This is a genomic window from Pedococcus sp. P2_E2, from assembly GCF_056403955.1.
Window position 1 is genome coordinate 22,401 of sequence record NZ_JBFUEM010000006.1, and the last position, 15,670, is coordinate 38,070.

The 15,670-nt window shown below is 70.7% G+C and carries 12 protein-coding genes and 1 pseudogene; 4 read left to right on the forward strand and 9 right to left on the reverse strand.

The features are described 5' to 3' along the window. Positions 1-47: 47 nt before the first annotated feature. Positions 48-1,499, reverse strand: a complete 1,452-nt coding sequence (gene yczR, locus AC1DWR_RS13345; protein WP_477624643.1) for a MocR-like transcription factor YczR — start codon at positions 1,497-1,499, stop codon at positions 48-50. A gap of 182 nt (positions 1,500-1,681) precedes the next feature. Between yczR and AC1DWR_RS13350 the strand changes: the two are divergent. After that, a pseudogene (locus AC1DWR_RS13350) lies at positions 1,682-2,113 on the forward strand (YczE/YyaS/YitT family protein); the annotation flags it as partial. A gap of 120 nt (positions 2,114-2,233) precedes the next feature. Here the strand turns inward: AC1DWR_RS13350 and AC1DWR_RS13355 are convergent. Then, positions 2,234-4,387 carry a RecQ family ATP-dependent DNA helicase gene (locus AC1DWR_RS13355; protein WP_477612427.1) on the reverse strand — a complete coding sequence of 718 codons (2,154 nt, stop codon included), beginning with the start codon at positions 4,385-4,387 and terminating at the stop codon, positions 2,234-2,236. A gap of 48 nt (positions 4,388-4,435) precedes the next feature. Here AC1DWR_RS13355 and AC1DWR_RS13360 point away from each other — a divergent pair, with 48 nt between their 5' ends. Continuing rightward, positions 4,436-4,969, forward strand: coding sequence for an acyl-CoA thioesterase (locus tag AC1DWR_RS13360; protein ID WP_477612428.1), 534 nt, complete (start codon positions 4,436-4,438; stop codon positions 4,967-4,969). After that, complete coding sequence (locus AC1DWR_RS13365; RefSeq protein ID WP_477612429.1) at positions 4,969-5,628, forward strand: DUF8185 domain-containing protein; 660 nt, start codon at positions 4,969-4,971, stop codon at positions 5,626-5,628. Before AC1DWR_RS13360 ends, AC1DWR_RS13365 begins: the two co-directional genes overlap by 1 nt. Here AC1DWR_RS13365 and AC1DWR_RS13370 read toward each other — a convergent pair. Together AC1DWR_RS13370 and AC1DWR_RS13375 are read right to left on the reverse strand one after the other, a co-directional pair. Further along, a complete protein-coding gene (locus tag AC1DWR_RS13370) occupies positions 5,610-7,067 on the reverse strand; it encodes an MFS transporter (protein WP_477612430.1) in 1,458 nt (485 codons plus the stop codon). The genes AC1DWR_RS13365 and AC1DWR_RS13370 overlap by 19 nt on opposite strands. After that, positions 7,064-7,858 carry a glycerophosphodiester phosphodiesterase family protein gene (locus AC1DWR_RS13375; protein ID WP_477612431.1) on the reverse strand — a complete coding sequence of 265 codons (795 nt, stop codon included), beginning with the start codon at positions 7,856-7,858 and terminating at the stop codon, positions 7,064-7,066. Before AC1DWR_RS13375 ends, AC1DWR_RS13370 begins: the two co-directional genes overlap by 4 nt. 178 nt (positions 7,859-8,036) lie before the next feature. Here AC1DWR_RS13375 and AC1DWR_RS13380 point away from each other — a divergent pair, with 178 nt between their 5' ends. Further along, positions 8,037-8,738 (forward strand): GAF and ANTAR domain-containing protein, encoded by a 702-nt coding sequence (locus tag AC1DWR_RS13380; RefSeq protein ID WP_477624644.1) that lies wholly within the window; start codon positions 8,037-8,039, stop codon positions 8,736-8,738. A 37-nt stretch (positions 8,739-8,775) separates the two neighbouring features. Here AC1DWR_RS13380 and AC1DWR_RS13385 read toward each other — a convergent pair whose 3' ends face one another. The 5 genes from AC1DWR_RS13385 to pepN form a co-directional block, all read right to left on the reverse strand. Beyond that, positions 8,776-9,159, reverse strand: coding sequence for a hypothetical protein (locus tag AC1DWR_RS13385; RefSeq protein ID WP_477612433.1), 384 nt, complete (start codon positions 9,157-9,159; stop codon positions 8,776-8,778). A gap of 286 nt (positions 9,160-9,445) precedes the next feature. Further along, complete coding sequence (locus tag AC1DWR_RS13390) at positions 9,446-11,161, reverse strand: glycoside hydrolase family 13 protein (protein ID WP_477624645.1); 1,716 nt, start codon at positions 11,159-11,161, stop codon at positions 9,446-9,448. Positions 11,162-11,558: 397 nt separating this feature from the next. After that, positions 11,559-11,975 (reverse strand): globin, encoded by a 417-nt coding sequence (locus tag AC1DWR_RS13395; protein ID WP_477612435.1) that lies wholly within the window; start codon positions 11,973-11,975, stop codon positions 11,559-11,561. Further along, positions 11,972-12,907, reverse strand: coding sequence for a mechanosensitive ion channel family protein (locus AC1DWR_RS13400; RefSeq protein ID WP_477612436.1), 936 nt, complete (start codon positions 12,905-12,907; stop codon positions 11,972-11,974). The genes AC1DWR_RS13395 and AC1DWR_RS13400 overlap by 4 nt, the downstream gene beginning before the upstream one ends. Further along, positions 12,900-15,449, reverse strand: a complete 2,550-nt coding sequence (gene pepN, locus AC1DWR_RS13405) for an aminopeptidase N (protein WP_477612437.1) — start codon at positions 15,447-15,449, stop codon at positions 12,900-12,902. The genes AC1DWR_RS13400 and pepN overlap by 8 nt, the downstream gene beginning before the upstream one ends. Positions 15,450-15,670 lie beyond the last annotated feature (221 nt).

Genomic DNA, 15,670 nt, shown 5'->3' on the forward strand with positions numbered 1-15,670 from the left:
CGCTCAGGCAACCAGCGGTGACCGCTCACGCGACGAGCGGTGACCGCTCAGGCAACCAGCGGTGACCGGCCGTGACGCGAGGGACGGGCTGACTGGGCGTCCGCCCAGGCCAGTGCGAGGCGTTCGACGGCCTCGTCGACGACCTCGGGCGAGTGCCCGGTGAAAGGCAGTCGGACGAAGCGTTCCATGCCGCCCTCGACGGCGAACTGAGCGCCCGGTGCCAGGACGACGCCGCGCTGGTCGGCCGCAGCACACAGGGGAGTGGACAGTGCATCCGGCAGTTCCACCCACAGGCACAGCCCTCCCTCCGGCATGCGGAAACGCCACTGCGGCAGGCGATTTCGCAGTGCGCCCACGAGCGCGTCCCGACTGGACACAATGGCAGCGCGCCGCTCGGTGATGATCTGCTCACGGTGGGCCAACAGGTCGGTCAGCACCAGCTGTTCGAGAACCGGGGCCCCCAGGTCGAGGGTCAACCTCGCGCTCACCAGGGTCGCCATCAGCTCACGCGGCGCGCGGATCCAGCCGACGCGCAGGCCACCCCAGAAGGACTTGCTCGCGCCGCCCAGCGTGACCGTGCGTGGGTGGTGTGCCGCGAGCGGCCGTGGCATGACCAGGCTGGGGTCGTGGGCCAGGTCGACGAGCGTCTCGTCGACGATGCCGACCGTGTGCGTGCTGGCCAGCGCGCCGGCCAGGTCGGCTCGCTGCGCATCAGGCATGAGGGCGCCGGTGGGGTTGTGGAAGTCGGGGATCAGGTAGGCCGCCCGGGGAGCGGTCTGCCGCAACGCGGCATCGGCCGCATCCACGTCCCAGCCGTCACGATCGAGCGGCAGGGCAACGGGACGTGCGCCCGAGCGACGCAGCGTGTCGATGGCGTTGGGGTAGGTCGGGCTCTCCAACAGCACCCGGTCGCCGGGCGAGAGCAGGGCCCGGGCGGCAACTGCCAGACCGGCCAGCGCTCCGCTGGTCACCATGATCTGGTCGGGGGTGGTTGCCAGCCCCCGCTCCGTGAAGCGGTCGGCCAGGGCTTCACGCAGGCTGGTCAGGCCCAGCGGGTGGTATCCCGTGCCGGCGAGGTAGCGAGGCAGTTCGAGCATGGCGCGCTCGTAGGCCGCCACCGTCCCGCCCGGGGCGCTCATGGAGGCGCAGGTCAGGTCGACGACATCACCGACGAGCTGGTCCGAGGTGGGGTGCAGTGCGGTGCCCTGGCGCCGGCCAGACGTCTCCCCCGGTAGGGCCGCGACGCTCCCGGAGCCCTGGCGGGAGGCCAGGTAGCCGCGGTCGCGCAGCTCGGCATACGCACGGCTGACGGTGGTGCGGCTCACGCCGAGGGCGCTGGTGAGGTCGCGCTCGCTGGGTAGCCGGGTCCCGACCGGGACTCGACCATCGGCGACGAGCAGCCGGACGGCGTCGGCGAGGCCGCGGTAGGCCGGGGTCGTCTCCAGAGCTGCGCCGAGCATGGGGACCAGCCGGGACGCTGAGATGCTTCGTGCCACCATGCAGACCACTTTTGCACAATTGGATATGGAAGAACAGACCAATCAAGTCCAATCTTGGGTGCATGACCCGAACCAGCCTGGCCTCGATGACACCGGTGGAGCAGCTGCGCGCCGGGCGGACCACCCGGCGACTACTCCAGCTCGCCGTCGGCCTGACGCTCTACGGGGTCTCGATGGGCATGATGGTCCGGTCAGGGCTGGGGCTCGACCCGTGGGACGTCTTCCACTACGGGATCGCCCAGCACCTGCCCGTCAGCTTCGGCACCGTGACGATCATCGTGGGCGTGGCCGTGTTGCTGTTGTGGATCCCGCTTCGCCAGTGGCCGGGCCTCGGCACGGTGGCCAACGTCATCGTGATCGGCCTGGCGACCGACGCCACGCTCGCTCTGCTCGATGCGCCTCGCGCCATGCCTGTCCGGGTGGCGCTGCTGCTCGGGGGGATCGTGTCCAACGGCCTGGCGGGCGCGCTGTACATCGGCAGCCAGTTCGGTCCCGGCCTGCGGGACGGCCTGATGACGGGCTTGGTGCGACGCACCGGACGCAGTTTCAGGTTGGTGCGCACCAGCATCGAGGTCACCGTGCTGGTCGTGGGCTGGCTCATGGGCGGTGTCGTCGGCCTCGGCACGATCCTGTATGCCGTGTTGATCGGACCCGTGGTGCAGGTGTTCCTGCCGATCTTCACCGTGCCGTTGGACTCGCCGCGCACCGGCCGGCTGCCGGGTGGCAGCGCCGGCTCAGGCGTCGAGGGCCAGAACGAAGGGCAGCACGCCAGCGGCGCCGGCGCGACGCAGGGCGGCAGCGGCGACGGTGAGGGTCCAGCGCGAGTTGGCGACGTCGTCGACGAGCAGGACGGGGCCGTCGAGCCCGCGCAGCGCTGACGCCTGCTCGGGGCCGACCTCCAGACGGCCCCAGACACCGGCGAGCCGGAACGCGCTGTTGCCACCCGCTTCGCCGACCGGACCACCGTCCACCGGGTCGAGGGCGCCGAGCCACTGCATGCGGCCCAGCTCGGCGATGCCCCTGGCCAGCGACTCCACGAGCTGTGGCCTGGTGCGTGAGGGCACCATGGCGACGGCCACGGGACGCTGTGTCCACCCCCAGTCGCGCAGGATCGGCACGCAGGCACGCAAGAGCTCGGGCGGCACCTCGGCATCGGGGGCCCTCAGCAGGCTGCGCAGCTGCTGTCCCCAGCCGAGGTCGGTCAGCCGCGCCACCGCGCGCCCGGTCTCCATGGCCTCGTCGGCCTTGATCTTGCCGCGGACGGGCACGCCGAGACGGTCCATTCCCGACGGCCACTGGGCGCGGGACTCCAGCTCCACGCCTGCACGCTCCAGCCGCCCACGGGCGGTCGTGACCGCAGTCTGCGGGATGTCGGTCGGGAACCAGACCCCGGCACACGAGTCGCAGCGGCCGCAGCTCGCAGCGGAGTCGTCGTCCAGCGACTCCTGGAGGAAGGCCATCCGGCACTCCGCTGTCTGCTCGTAGGTCACCATCAGGTCCTGCTCCCGGACACGAGCGGCGGTGACTCGCTGATAGCGCTCGGCGTCGTAGCTCCACGGCTGACCGGTCGAGGTCCACCCGCCGGGCACCCGCTGGACCGCGCCGTCGACGTCGAGCACCTTGAGCAGCAGCTCGAGCCGGGTGCGACGGATGTCGACGATCGACTCGAGGGCCACGGTCGACAGCGCCTTGCTCGACTCGGCCAAGGCAGTCAGCACCGCGTCGGCCTGCTCCTGGCGGGGCATCGAGGCCGAGGCGAAGTAGGCCCAGATGTCCTTGTCCTCCGGGCCCGGCAGCAGCAGGACGTCGGCACGCTCGGTCGCGCGGCCGGCACGACCGACCTGCTGGTAGTAGGCCACCGGTGACGACGGCGCACCGAGGTGGAGCACGAACCCGAGGTCCGGCTTGTCGAAGCCCATGCCCAGTGCGGACGTCGCGACGAGCGCCTTGACCTGGTTGTCGCGCAGGCTCGCCTCGAGCCGCTCGCGGTCGGCCGGGTCGGTGCGCCCGGTGTAGGCGCGAACCTCGTGGCCGGCCTCGCGCAGCGCCACGGCGATGTCCTCGGCGGCCGAGACGGTCAGGGTGTAGACGATCCCGCTGCCGGGCAGAGAGTCGAGGTGGGCCAGGAGCCAGGCGAGTCTCTGCTCGGGAGAGGTCAGCGCCATGACACCGAGCCGCAGCGAGTCGCGGGCGAGCCCGCCCCGCAGCGTCAGCACGTCGTGGCCGCCTGCCCCGAGTTGCTCGACGACGTCGGTGACGACGCGGGCGTTGGCGGTGGCCGTCGTGGCGAGCACGGGGGTGTCGGCCGGGAGGGTGGTGAGCAGGTCGCGGATGCGGCGGTAGTCGGGACGGAAGTCGTGGCCCCAGTCGGAGACGCAGTGTGCCTCGTCGACGACGAGCAGGCCACAGCGGCGGGCGAGGTCGGGCAGCTGCTCGTCGCGGAACCGCGGGTTGTTGAGTCGCTCGGGGCTGACCAGGAGGACGTCCACCTCGTCGGCCGCGAGGGCCGCGGAGACCTGCCCCCACTCCTCGGCGTTGGCAGAGTTCATGGTGACCGCACGGATCCCCGCCCGGCCGGCCGCCGCGACCTGGTCACGCATCAGCGCGAGCAGGGGCGAGACGATCACGGTCGGGCCGGCACCGGCGGCCCGACGCAGGGCCGTGGAGACGAAGTAGACCGCCGACTTGCCCCAGCCCGTCCGCTGCACGACGAGCACGCGCCTCCGACCGCCCACCAGCGCCTCGACCGCGTCGAGCTGGCCGTCGCGGAACTGCGCGTCGTCGCGCCCCACCAGCCGGCGCAGGACGCTCGTGGCGGAGTCCCGCAGGTCGGCGCCCGGGTCCTCGCCGAGCTCAGCGCGCCGGTCGAGGTCTGCAGTGGTCTCCATGGCGACCACCGTATGCCGCGGACCTGACACCCCTGCGAGGATGTCCACATGGCCCCCGACCACGACACCCACCAGGGCACGCAGCAGGCCACCGACGACGCGCCGGCACAGACCATCGCCCGGGCATCGCGCTACCGGGTCAACGTGCCGTTGCGCTGGAGCGACATGGACGCCTACGGCCACGTCAACAACGTGCAGTTCCTCCGGTTGCTCGAGGACGCCCGCGTGATCGGCTTCGAGGACTGGTTCGGGCAGGACCGCTCGGTGCTCGACGAGGGCATCCTCGTGGCCCGTCACGAGATCGAGTACCTCGCACCGCTCCTCTTCCGCGTGCCCCCGATCGTCGTCGAGATGTGGGCCACCAAGATCGGCGGTGCCGGTTTCGACCTGGCCTACGAGGTGCGCGACGGCCGCGCCGCGACCGAGGGTGGGGACGGCGACATCATCTATGCGCGCGCCGAGACCACCCTCGTCCTCTATGACTTCACGACGAGCACGCCGCGGAGGATGGACCAGACCCTGCGCGCCATGCTCGAGGAGCACTCGGGCAGCCCCGTCCCGTTCCGCTGGCGACGACGCTGATGGAGCTGACCTTCCCGGACCTCCAGGGGATCGACGACCTGCGCACCTATGTCGCGCGCGCCAAGACGGCCGACGAAGACGGTGCGATCCGACTGCAGGCCCAGGGCCAGACCCTCGCTGCCTACGTCGGCGTGCTGCCGGGCAGCGGCCTGATGGCCGAGGGTGTGGTGATCGGTCTGAGGGCCATGCCGCTGGCCGCGCCCGCCGACGTCGACGTCACCGTCGCCCTCAGTGCGATCAGTGACCGGCTGGCACGGGGATCCGGCACGACGCTGCCCCTCCCGCCCATGACGGTCAACGTCGCCTGGGCGGCGATGGCGCCACCGCGTGGCGGCTGGGAGCGCGTGGGTGCCCTCACCGCCGACGAGGTGTATGCCGTGGCGCGCCACGGCATAGAGGAGGTCGCCTCCGGTGCGCCCGCCGACGCGGGTGGAGCGGCGGTGACAGCCCTCCGCAAGCAGGTGTGGGGCCGGCTCACGAGCACGACCCCGCCGGTGCCCGCAGGTGGTGCGTTCGCGGCATACGTGCTGGGCTTCGTCGCGCCGAGCCAGGGTCCGGTGCCAGCTCATGCCGCGGCGCCGGACTCAGAGGTGACGGTGTGGGCGCAGGGCCGCTGGACGCGGCTGTCGACGCCCGCAGGTCACGTCCTGATCCGCTGACCGGCCACCGCCACGAGGCTCGCGACGACGCTGAGTCCCAGCCACATCGTCACGAACACCGGTACGTCCTGGCCGGCGGCGGTGTGGCGGGCCGCGAACACCGCGCCGGCCGCAGCGATGCCGAGCACCGAGCCCAGGACGTCGGCGAGCTGGAGCGACGAGGAGGTCGAGCCGTGTTCGGACGCCGGTGTCAGCGTGAGGGAGAGCACGGACAGGCTCGCGGTGCCCAGGCCCATCCCGAGTCCGCACGCGACCAGGGCCAGGGCGACCAACCACGGGTGCCAGTCGAACTGGGTGACGGCCACGACTCCGAGCAGTCCCACGGTCAGCAGCAGACCTCCGGCGACCACGAGCTCGTGGCGGCGCCCGGCCCAGCGGTCGCGGCCCTGGACCCATGACCCTGCGGACCAGCCGAGTGAGCCGACGGCGAGGATCGTGCCGGCAGTGGCGAGGGTCTGCCCGCGCTCGTTGACGAGCATCAGCGGGATGTACGTGATGGTGCCGAAGAACGAGCAGGTGAGGAGGAACCGGGCCAGCATCACCGACGGCAGTCCTCGACGCATCAACCAGGTGCCCCCGGGGAGCAGCAGCGGCGCGATGCCGGCGATGCCGAGGACGCCGACGAGAGCGACCACGGTCTTGGGCGACCAGCTGAGGTCGAGGTCGTGGGTGCCCCATTGCAGGGCCCCTGCGGAGGCCGCTATCAGCACCCCGAGCCAGGCTGCCCGCGCATGCTCTCGCCGGTCGCGGCTGGAGCCGTCGATCCCCTCGCTGGCGCTGGCGATCTGCCCTCGGCGGGCGAAGACCATGACGAGGGCCACGACGACCGGGAGCACCACGAGCCAGAACACCCAGCGCCACGACCACGTGGTGGTGACCCACGCAGAGATCGGCGGACCGAGCAGCGAGGGGAGGACCCACGCGGCCGAGATGACGCTGAACACCTTGGGGCGCAACGACTCCGGATAGGCGCGCCCGATGACGACGTAGCCCGCGACGATGATGAGGCCGGCGCCGAGGCCTGCCACACCGCGTCCGGCGAGGAACGGTCCGAAGGCCTGTGAGCCGCCGCAGAGGGCGCACCCGGCGGCGAAGAGCACCTGTCCGGCAAAGAGGGACGGCAGCGGCCCGGAGCGGTCGCACCACACCCCGGCGAGGACGATGCCCAGCAGCTGGGTCGTCAGCATCACCGAGAACGCGAGTCCGTAGGACCGGACGGCGTCCAGCTCGCGGGCCGCGTCCGGCATGGCGGTCGAGACCGCCATGCCCTCGAACGCGATGACGGTGATCAGGGCAAGGAGCGAGATGGACAGCAGCAGGTAGCGCGGGTGGAACACCCCCACTCGGGGCTCGCCCTGGTCCGACCCCGGGCCAACGCCCCTGGTGTCACCCCCACTTGCGAGCTCTCCGTGCGACGGGTGCGGAGTCGGGCTGGTCACCGGCTCAACGGTACGCCGCGCTCGGCGAGCACCTCGGCAAGGGTGTCGATGCGGTCGGACACGATCCCGTCGACACCGAGGTCGAACAACCGGTGCATCTCCGTCGCGTCATCGATGGTCCAGACGTGCACGTGCTTGCCCATCGCGTGGACACGTTCGACCAGCGCGGGGGTCACCAGGTCGAGTCGGCGACCACCGACCACGTGCCCCGTGGGGATCTGAAGGACGGCGGCGGGGGAGCGCAGCCAGCCCGCGATCCGCTGCGGGGCCAGGCGGAGGGCGGCGACCTCGGCCGGCCCCGTCGCCGTCGCGAGCCCGGGCCCGAGCAGTCGACGCACGGCTCGCAGCCGACGGTCGGAGAAGGAGCCCACACACACCCGGTCGATCGCGCCGTGGGCGTGGATCACCTCGGCGAGGGGCTCAATGGCGCCCGGGGCCTTGACGTCGATGTTGAGGCGGGCGGAGGGGAACTCCTCCAGCAGGTCGGTCAGCAGCGGGATCGTCTCGGTCCCGTTGATCCGTGCGGACTGCACTGCTGCGTAAGGAAGTTCGGCGATCCGGCCGTGCCGATCCGTGACCCGGTCGAGCCGCAGGTCGTGGAATGCCAGCAGCACGCCGTCGGCCGTCGCGTGGACGTCGGTCTCGAGGTAGCGGTAGCCCATTCGCACGGCCTCGCGGAAGGCCGCCATGGTGTTCTCGAGGTGCAGGTTCGCCGGGAGCTTGGCGCCACCGCGGTGGGCCAGTCCGATGGGCGTCGGTGCGTCGAAGAAGGCAAAGTCCGCTGCTCTCACCGGTCCATTCTTCCCGGACGTGGTGATCGTCGTGGTGCCGGATGCCACCCTCGCCCCCCGTCGGGGTGAATGTGGCCCGCGGAATTGCCCACCGCGTTCACCCACATGCCTCTGACCTGCAGGAATACACTTGCTGTCAGCCAGTGCTGACGGGGCACGGCGGAGGGGGGATTTGACCATGCACGACCAGCTCGACCTCCTACGGACGCTCTCCGCCTTCACTGCAGACCTCGTCAGCGAGTACGACATGGAGGACATGCTCCAGAACCTCGCCGAGCGGGTCACCGAGGTCCTGGGGCTGGCTGGCAGCGGCGTCTCCCTCGACGTCGACGGGCGGTTGTCCTTCGTGTCGGCCGTGACCGGTCCCGTAGCGAAGCTCGAGCGCCTGCAGGAGTCGCTCCAGCGGGGGCCCTGCGTCGACTCCTGCTACTCGGGGGTCGTGGTCGCGATGGGTGACGTCAGGGACGCGGAGGACCGCTGGGGCGACTATKCCCAGGTCGCCCTCGGCCTGGGGGTCCAGGCCGTGGCAGGGATCCCGATGACGTTGAAGGGCAAGGGAATCGGTGCCCTGAATCTCTACGCGGCCGATGTACGTGACTGGTCCGTCGAGGATCTCGCCGCGGCCCAGGCGATGGCTGACATGGCCACGGCCTACCTCGCCAACGCGTCGCGGCTGCAGCAGCAGGTGGACCTGTCGGAACAGCTCTCCCGCGCCTTGACCTCGCGGGTCGTGCTGGAGCAGGCCAAGGGCGTGCTCGCCGAGGCGGCGCATGTCAGCGTGGACGAGGCGTTCCAGCGGATCCGCGTCTGGGCGCGCAACCACAACACCCCGCTGCACGCCGTGGCGGCGCAGGTGGTCGAGGACGGCCTGAGGCCCTGACCCGAGCGAGCCCGGCGGTTCTGGTCCGAGGGGCTGATCAGTTGTTGGAGCTGCCGGGCGTCATGACCAGGCCCGGCAGGTCGCCGCGCCGCCAGGCGGTCCGCCGGGACCTCAGCTCCGCGACCAGCGCGCGCTCCCGCGCGATCCAGGGCTGTCGCGCCGGGTTCACCACGAGTCGCCCGTTTCGGGGCACGAACGGCTCCAGGTTGCGCAGGACGTCCTCCGCCTCCGTCAGCTGGGCGACGAGCGCCCGCACCGTCTCGGACGGCAGGTGGCGGGCCGGCGGTATCGGGGCGGGCGAGCGCTGGGGCTCGGTCTGTGCGGTGTGGGACTGCGCCCGGGAGTCGGTCGGGGACTCGGACTCGGAGTCGGCCTGGGACGAGGCCTGGGACTGGGTGTGGTTCTCGAGCTGCTGGGTCACGGCTACCTCCGCATGGCGTGCCTACAGGGCACTGCCGTGCGGTCCAGAGCAGTCGTGGTCTCGTCGTCCCCCGCCCCGGGCGACGACCTCCCGATCATAGGCTGACCTGCGCGGCTGCGCACCCTTTGGGGACAAAAAACCGCAATTGGGACAGCACTGCACCATCACCACCAGCACCAGCACCAGCACCAGCACCACCAGCACCAGCACCAGCACCAGCACCGGGACGCGGAGGAGGGGTATGCCGCGTGGTGACCACGCGGCATACCCCTCCTGGAGCGTGCTGCTAGAGCGCCGCCCAGACCGTGGTGTCCGTGGGCACCAGGCCGTCGTCGGTGAGGGGACCCGAGGCCACGAGGACCGACGCGCCGTCGGGGAGGGCTACTGGTTCGGTGCCGAGGTTGGCCACCACGAGGGTGTCCTCACCCTGACCGGTGTTGACGAGGGCGACCACGTCGTCGTCGAAACCCTCGGCGAAGACCAGTCCGCCGGTGCCGAGGTCGCGCTCCCGGCGGGTCCGCAGCAGTGACCGGTAGAGCTCGAGGGTCGAGCCCTCGACGCCGTCCTGCTGGTCCACGGCGTACTCGCCGTAGATCTCCGGCTGCGGCAGCCACGTCTGGTCGGAGGGCCCGAAGCCGAAGGACGGAGCGTCCTTCACCCAGGGGATCGGCACGCGGCATCCGTCGCGACCCAGCTCCTTGCCGCCAGAGCGCAGGTAGGTCGGGTCCTGCCGCGACGCCCCGGGCATGTCGGTCGAGTCGGGCAGGCCGAGCTCCTCGGCCTGGTAGAGGTAGGCGCCGCCGGGCAGCGCCAGCATCAGCTGGGTTGCGGCACGGGCGCGCTTCAGGCCGAGCGCACGGTCGGGCTGCGGATCCTCGGCGCCGATGCCATTGGGACGCCGCTTGCCGACGGGCAGGCCGAGCCGCGAGGCGTGCCGCACCACGTCGTGGTTGGACAGCACCCAGGTGCTGGGCGCACCGACGGAATCGGCTGCTGCGAGGGAGGACTCGATGACTTCACGCAGGTCCGCGGCGCGCCACTGGGACTGCAGGAAGTCGAAGTTGAACGCCTGGTGCATCTCGTCCGGGCGGACGTAGCGCACCGCGCGCTCCTGCGGTCGGACCCAGGCCTCGGCGACGAGGATGCGGTCGGGCTCGCCGTACTCGGCCAGCACCTTGTGCCAGCGACGGTAGACGTCGTGGACCGCGTCCTGGTCCCACATGGGCGGCATCGGGGCGCCGGGCTTCACCTCGCCGTCGAGGATGTGCAGCTCGGCGTCGTAGTTGGGCAGGCCCTCCTCCTTGATGAGGCCGTGCGCCACGTCGACCCGGAAGCCGTCGATGCCACGGTCGAGCCAGAAGCGCAGGATCGACTCGAACTCGTCGCCGATCTCGGGGTTGTCCCAGTTGAGGTCGGGCTGCTTGACGTCGAAGAGGTGGAGGTACCACTGGCCGGGCTGGCCGTCGGCCTCGGTGATGCGGGTCCAGCCGTCGCCACCGAAGACGGAGTGCCAGTCGTTCGGGGGAGTGCTGCCGTCGGCGCCCAGTCCGTCGCGGAAGATGTAGCGGTCGCGCTCGGGGCTGCCCGGACCCGCGGCGAGGGCGGCCTTGAACCACTCGTGCTCGTCGGAGGTGTGGTTGGGCACGAGGTCGACGATCACCTTGAGGCCGAGCTCGTGGGCCTTCGCGACCATGGCGTCGGAGTCCGCGAGGGTGCCGAACAAGCCGTCGATGTCGCGGTAGTCGGCCACGTCGTAGCCGGCGTCGGCCTGGGGGGACTTGTAGAAGGGGCTGAACCAGACCGCGTCGACGCCGAGCGCCTTGAGGTAGTCGAGCCGGGCGGTCACGCCGGGCAGGTCGCCGATGCCGTCGCCGTCGGCGTCGGCCCAGGACCGCGGGTAGATCTGGTAGATCACGGCATGGCGCCACCAGGCCGCGTCGGCCGAGGCAGCGGGGTGGATGGGTGCGGGTCGGGTGGATTCAGAGGAGAGGGTCGTCGTCACGGTCAACCATGCTGACGCATAGAAGGCGTTCGGGGAAACCAGCCCTCCACCGTCTTGCACTGCGAAACCGACGTTGTCGACGACGACCGACGGCATGCCGCCGCCGAAGGCCAGGGCGTGACCGCCATCGAGAACGTGACCTCGATTCGTCCGGATTGCCGTGGCTTCGGGGCGGGGCGACTTGTTGCTCGGCTCTGGTCACGGGCGGTCTGAATCGGCGCCTCATGACGACGTGCGAGCAACAGGTCGGGGTGCGGGGCGACTTGTTGCGCGGCTCTGGTCACGGGCGGTCTGAATCGGCGCCTCATGACGACGTGCGAGCAACAGGTCGCGGGGAGTGATCAGCCGGTATGCCGCGTGGCTGGGCCGCGTGGCATACCGAACCGTGGCTGGTCCGTCAGTCCTCGAGGGTGTTGACCATCGAGTGCGCGGCGCGTTCGAGGTAGTCGCGCAGCAGCAGGTCGTTGGCCGGAGGGAGGTCGAGGGTGTCCACGGCGGCCATCATGTGCAGGAGCCAGCGGTCACGCTGCGCGGGGGTCACCTTGAAGGGGTGGTGGCGCATGCGCAGCCGCGGGTGGCCACGCTGCTCGGAGTAGGTGCCCGGTCCGCCCCAGTACTGCTCGAGGAACATGCGGAGCCGCTCCTCCGCGGGGCCTAGGTCGACCTCGGGGTAGAGCGCCCGCAGCGGTTCGTCCTGCGCCACGCCGCGGTAGAACTCGTGGACCAGCTTGCGAAAGGTCTCGTGACCGCCGACCTGGTCGTAGAAGCTGCCGGACTGGTCGCCTCCGGGCGTCTGGGGGAGCTGGGTGCTCACGGTGTGCCGCCTGCCGGACCGAACGGCGTCATGACCGGCGCCGTGACGCCGTTCGCGTCGAAGGCCTCCTTGACCCGCTCACGGATCTCACGCGAGACGCCGTACTGCTCCTCAGGTGCGGTCTTGGCGATCACGCGGATCGTCACGACCGACCCGGTGATGGACTCGACACCCACCACCTGTGGTTCGTCGAGGAGCTTGTCCTGCCAGTCGGGGTTCTGGTCGAGGTCGTGCACCACGGTGCGGATGAGGGGGATCACCTTGTCGAGGTTCTCGGAGTACGCCACGGGGATGTCCACGAGCGCTGTCGACCAGCCCTGGCTCTTGTTCCCGATACGGATGATCTCGCCGTTGCGGATGTACCAGACCACGCCCGAACCGTCGCGCAGCCGGGTGACCCGCAGGCTGACCTCCTCGACCGTGCCGGTGGCCTCGCCCGTGTCGATGACGTCTCCGACGCCGTACTGGTCCTCGAGGATCATGAAGATCCCTGACAGGAAGTCCTTGACCAGGCTCTGGGCGCCGAAACCGAGCGCCACCCCGCCGACGCCGGCCGTGGCGAGCACTGGTCCGAGCTGGATGCCGACCGTGGTCATGATCGTGAGGATCGTGATCAGGACGACGACGAAGGTGACCATGCTTCGCAGCAGGGAACCCATCGTCAGGGTGCGCTGACGGTGCCGCTCGTGGGCCGCCCCGGTGGCGTGGGCCAGGACGCGGCTGGCGCGAGTGGTCTCGCGGCTGCGCCGCGCGTCGGACTTCGCGATGGTCGCGGCGACCACCCGACCGATGGACCGCAGCGCCAGCCATCGCAGGATGACGGCCGCGAGCACGGTGATGACGATGTTCAACGGCTTGCCGGTGAACCAGTCCCAGACTTCGTGGGGGGTGACCTCGCTGAGTGCCTTGAGGAATGCGACTGCCTCAGGCATCGGCATCCCGCTGCTGGGCGCGAAGGGCGCGGGCGATCGGGTCGCGGTTCTCGACCACCAGGCGACGCAGGGCCGCGGGGGCATCCTGGTGACCGGTCAGCCACGCCTCCGTCGCCTCGTGGAGGCGCGCATCGGCGAGCGCCATCGGGTAGAAACCGCGGACGAGGATCTCGACGATCGCGTGCGACGTCTTGGTCTCGACGGTGTCGAGCATCGCGACGTACTTCTCGACGTAGGGCTCCAGCAGACGGGTGTCGTGGACGTTGCCGAAGCCGGCGGCCACGGCCTCGAGCACCGAGTTGGGCAGGCCGTCCTCCTCGACGCCGCGATGCCAGGCAGTTGCCTTGGCCTCGGCGGTGGGAAGGGCGGCGCGCGCCTGCTCGGCGCGCTCGCGACCGGTGGCGGTGTTGTCGCGCTGCAGCTCGGCGTCGATGTCGTCGGTCGTGGCCTCACCGCAGGCGGCGAGCGAGGTGAGCAGCGCCCACCGCATGTCGGTGTCGACCGCGAGCCCGTCCAGGACCTGCGTGCCGTCGACCAGACCGCGCAGGTATGCCGCGTCGTCACCACCGCCCTGGTGCGCGGCATACGCGCCCACCAGCTGGAGCTGGGCGTCGCTGCCGGGCGCGGCCGACAGGGCCAGCTCGCGCAGGGCCGCCGCCGCCGCGGCGAGCGTCGGCTTCCTGTGCTCGGGCGCGACGTAGAGGCGCAGGGTGGTCGACAGCTGGCCGAGCAGGGTCCGCAGCAGCGTGGAGTCCGACTCGCCCGGCAGGGAGGCCAGCACGAGGGAGACGAAGTCGCGGGCGCCCATCTCCGCGTCGCGGGTCATGTCCCATGCGGCCCCTAGCACCAGGGCGCGGGGCAGGCTGTCGGTGAACCCACGGGGGTGCGCCAGGGCAGTCGCGAGGGAGCGAGGGTCGAGGCGGATCTTGGCGTAGGCCAGGTCGTCGTCGTTGACGAGCAGCAGGTCGGGCGCGGGACGACCGATCAGCTCGGGCAGGTCGGTCGACTCTCCGTCCACATCGAGCTCCAGTCGGTCGGTGCGCACGAGCGCGTCACCTTCGACGGAGTAGAGGCCGACCGCTAGACGGTGCGGGCGCAGCGTCGGGTAGTCCGGCGCGTGGGTCTGGGCGATCGCGGCAGAGGAGATCAGGCCCTGGTCGTCGGTCTCGATCTCGGGGCGAAGCGTGTTGACGCCGGCGGTCTCGAGCCACAGCTTGGACCACGTGCCGAGGTCGCGACCCGAGGTCTCCTCGAGCTCGTGCAGCAGGTCGGCGAGGGTGGTGTTGCCCCAGGCGTGCTTGGCGAAGTACGCGCGCAGCCCGGCGGTGAACGGCTCACGCCCGACGTAGGCGACGAGCTGCTTGAGGACCGAGGCGCCCTTGGCGTAGGTGATGCCGTCGAAGTTGACCTCGACGTCCTCGAGGTCGTGGATCGGGGCCACGATCGGGTGGGTGGAGGACAGCTGGTCCTGGCGGTAGGCCCAGGCCTTCTCGGAGGTGCCGAACGTCGTCCAGGCGCTTGCCCACTGGGTGACCTCGGCCTGGCAGGTGGTCGACGCCCACTCGGCGAAGGACTCGTTGAGCCACAGGTCGTTCCACCACTTCATCGTGACCAGGTTGCCGAACCACATGTGGGCGAGCTCGTGGAGGATCGTCAGCGCCCGGCGCTCGACGATCGCCTCGGTGACCTTGGAGCGGAAGACGTAGACCTCGCTGATGGTCACGGCCCCGGCGTTCTCCATCGCACCCATGTTGTACTCGGGCGTGAAGAGCTGGTCGTACTTCTCGAACGGGTACTCGCAGTCGAACTCGTCCTCGAAGAAGGCGAAGCCCCGCTTGGTGCAGTCGAAGATGTTGTCGGCGTCCAGGTGCTCCAGCAGCGACTGGCGGCAGAAGATACCGAGCGGCACGGTGCCGCGCCGCGTCTCGACCTCGTCGCGAACCACGGCGTACGGCCCGGCGATCAGGGCGGTGATGTAGCAGGACATCCGAGGCGTCGTGCCGAACGCCCAGGTGGCCGCACCCTCGCCGGCCGGGGTCGGTTCGGGAGTGGGGGAGTTGGACACCACCTGCCAGTGGTCCGGCGCCGTGACGGTGAACCCGAAGGTCGCCTTGAGGTCGGGCTGCTCGAAGACGGCAAACATCCGCCGGCAGTCGGCCACCTCGAACTGGGAGTAGAGGTAGACCTCGCCGTCGACCGGGTCGGTGAAGCGGTGCAGCCCCTCGCCGGTGTTCATGTATGCCGCGGTGGCGTCGACCGTGAGCATGTTGCGCTCCGCCGTGGTCGGCAGCTGGACGCGGAACCCGTCGAAGTGCGTAGCGGGGTCGAGCGCCTCACCGTTGAGGGTGATCGCCTCGACCGACGGTGCGATGAGGTCGACGAAGGTCGCTGCCCCGGCCTCGGAGCTCGTGAACGTCACGGTGGTCGTGCTGCGGAACGTGGTGTCCGAGGTCGTGAGGTCGAGGACGACGTCGTAGTGGTCGACGGCGATGACGGCGGCGCGGGCGGTGGCCTCGTCGCGGGTCAGGTTCTTGCCAGGCAACGGTGCTCCTGCGGAGGTTCGGGGTGTGTTCGAAGTGCTCGGCGGCCATCCTCGCACGGCCGGGACGGCGCGGGACCACCGCTTGCGCGGCCGTCGGGGGCCAATGGCAGGATTGCGGGCGTGACCGTAGCCGAGACTGCCGAGACTGCCGAGAACGCCGACACCGCCGAGAACGCCGACACCCTGACGTCTGCCGAGTTCTGGTTCGACCCGTTGTGCCC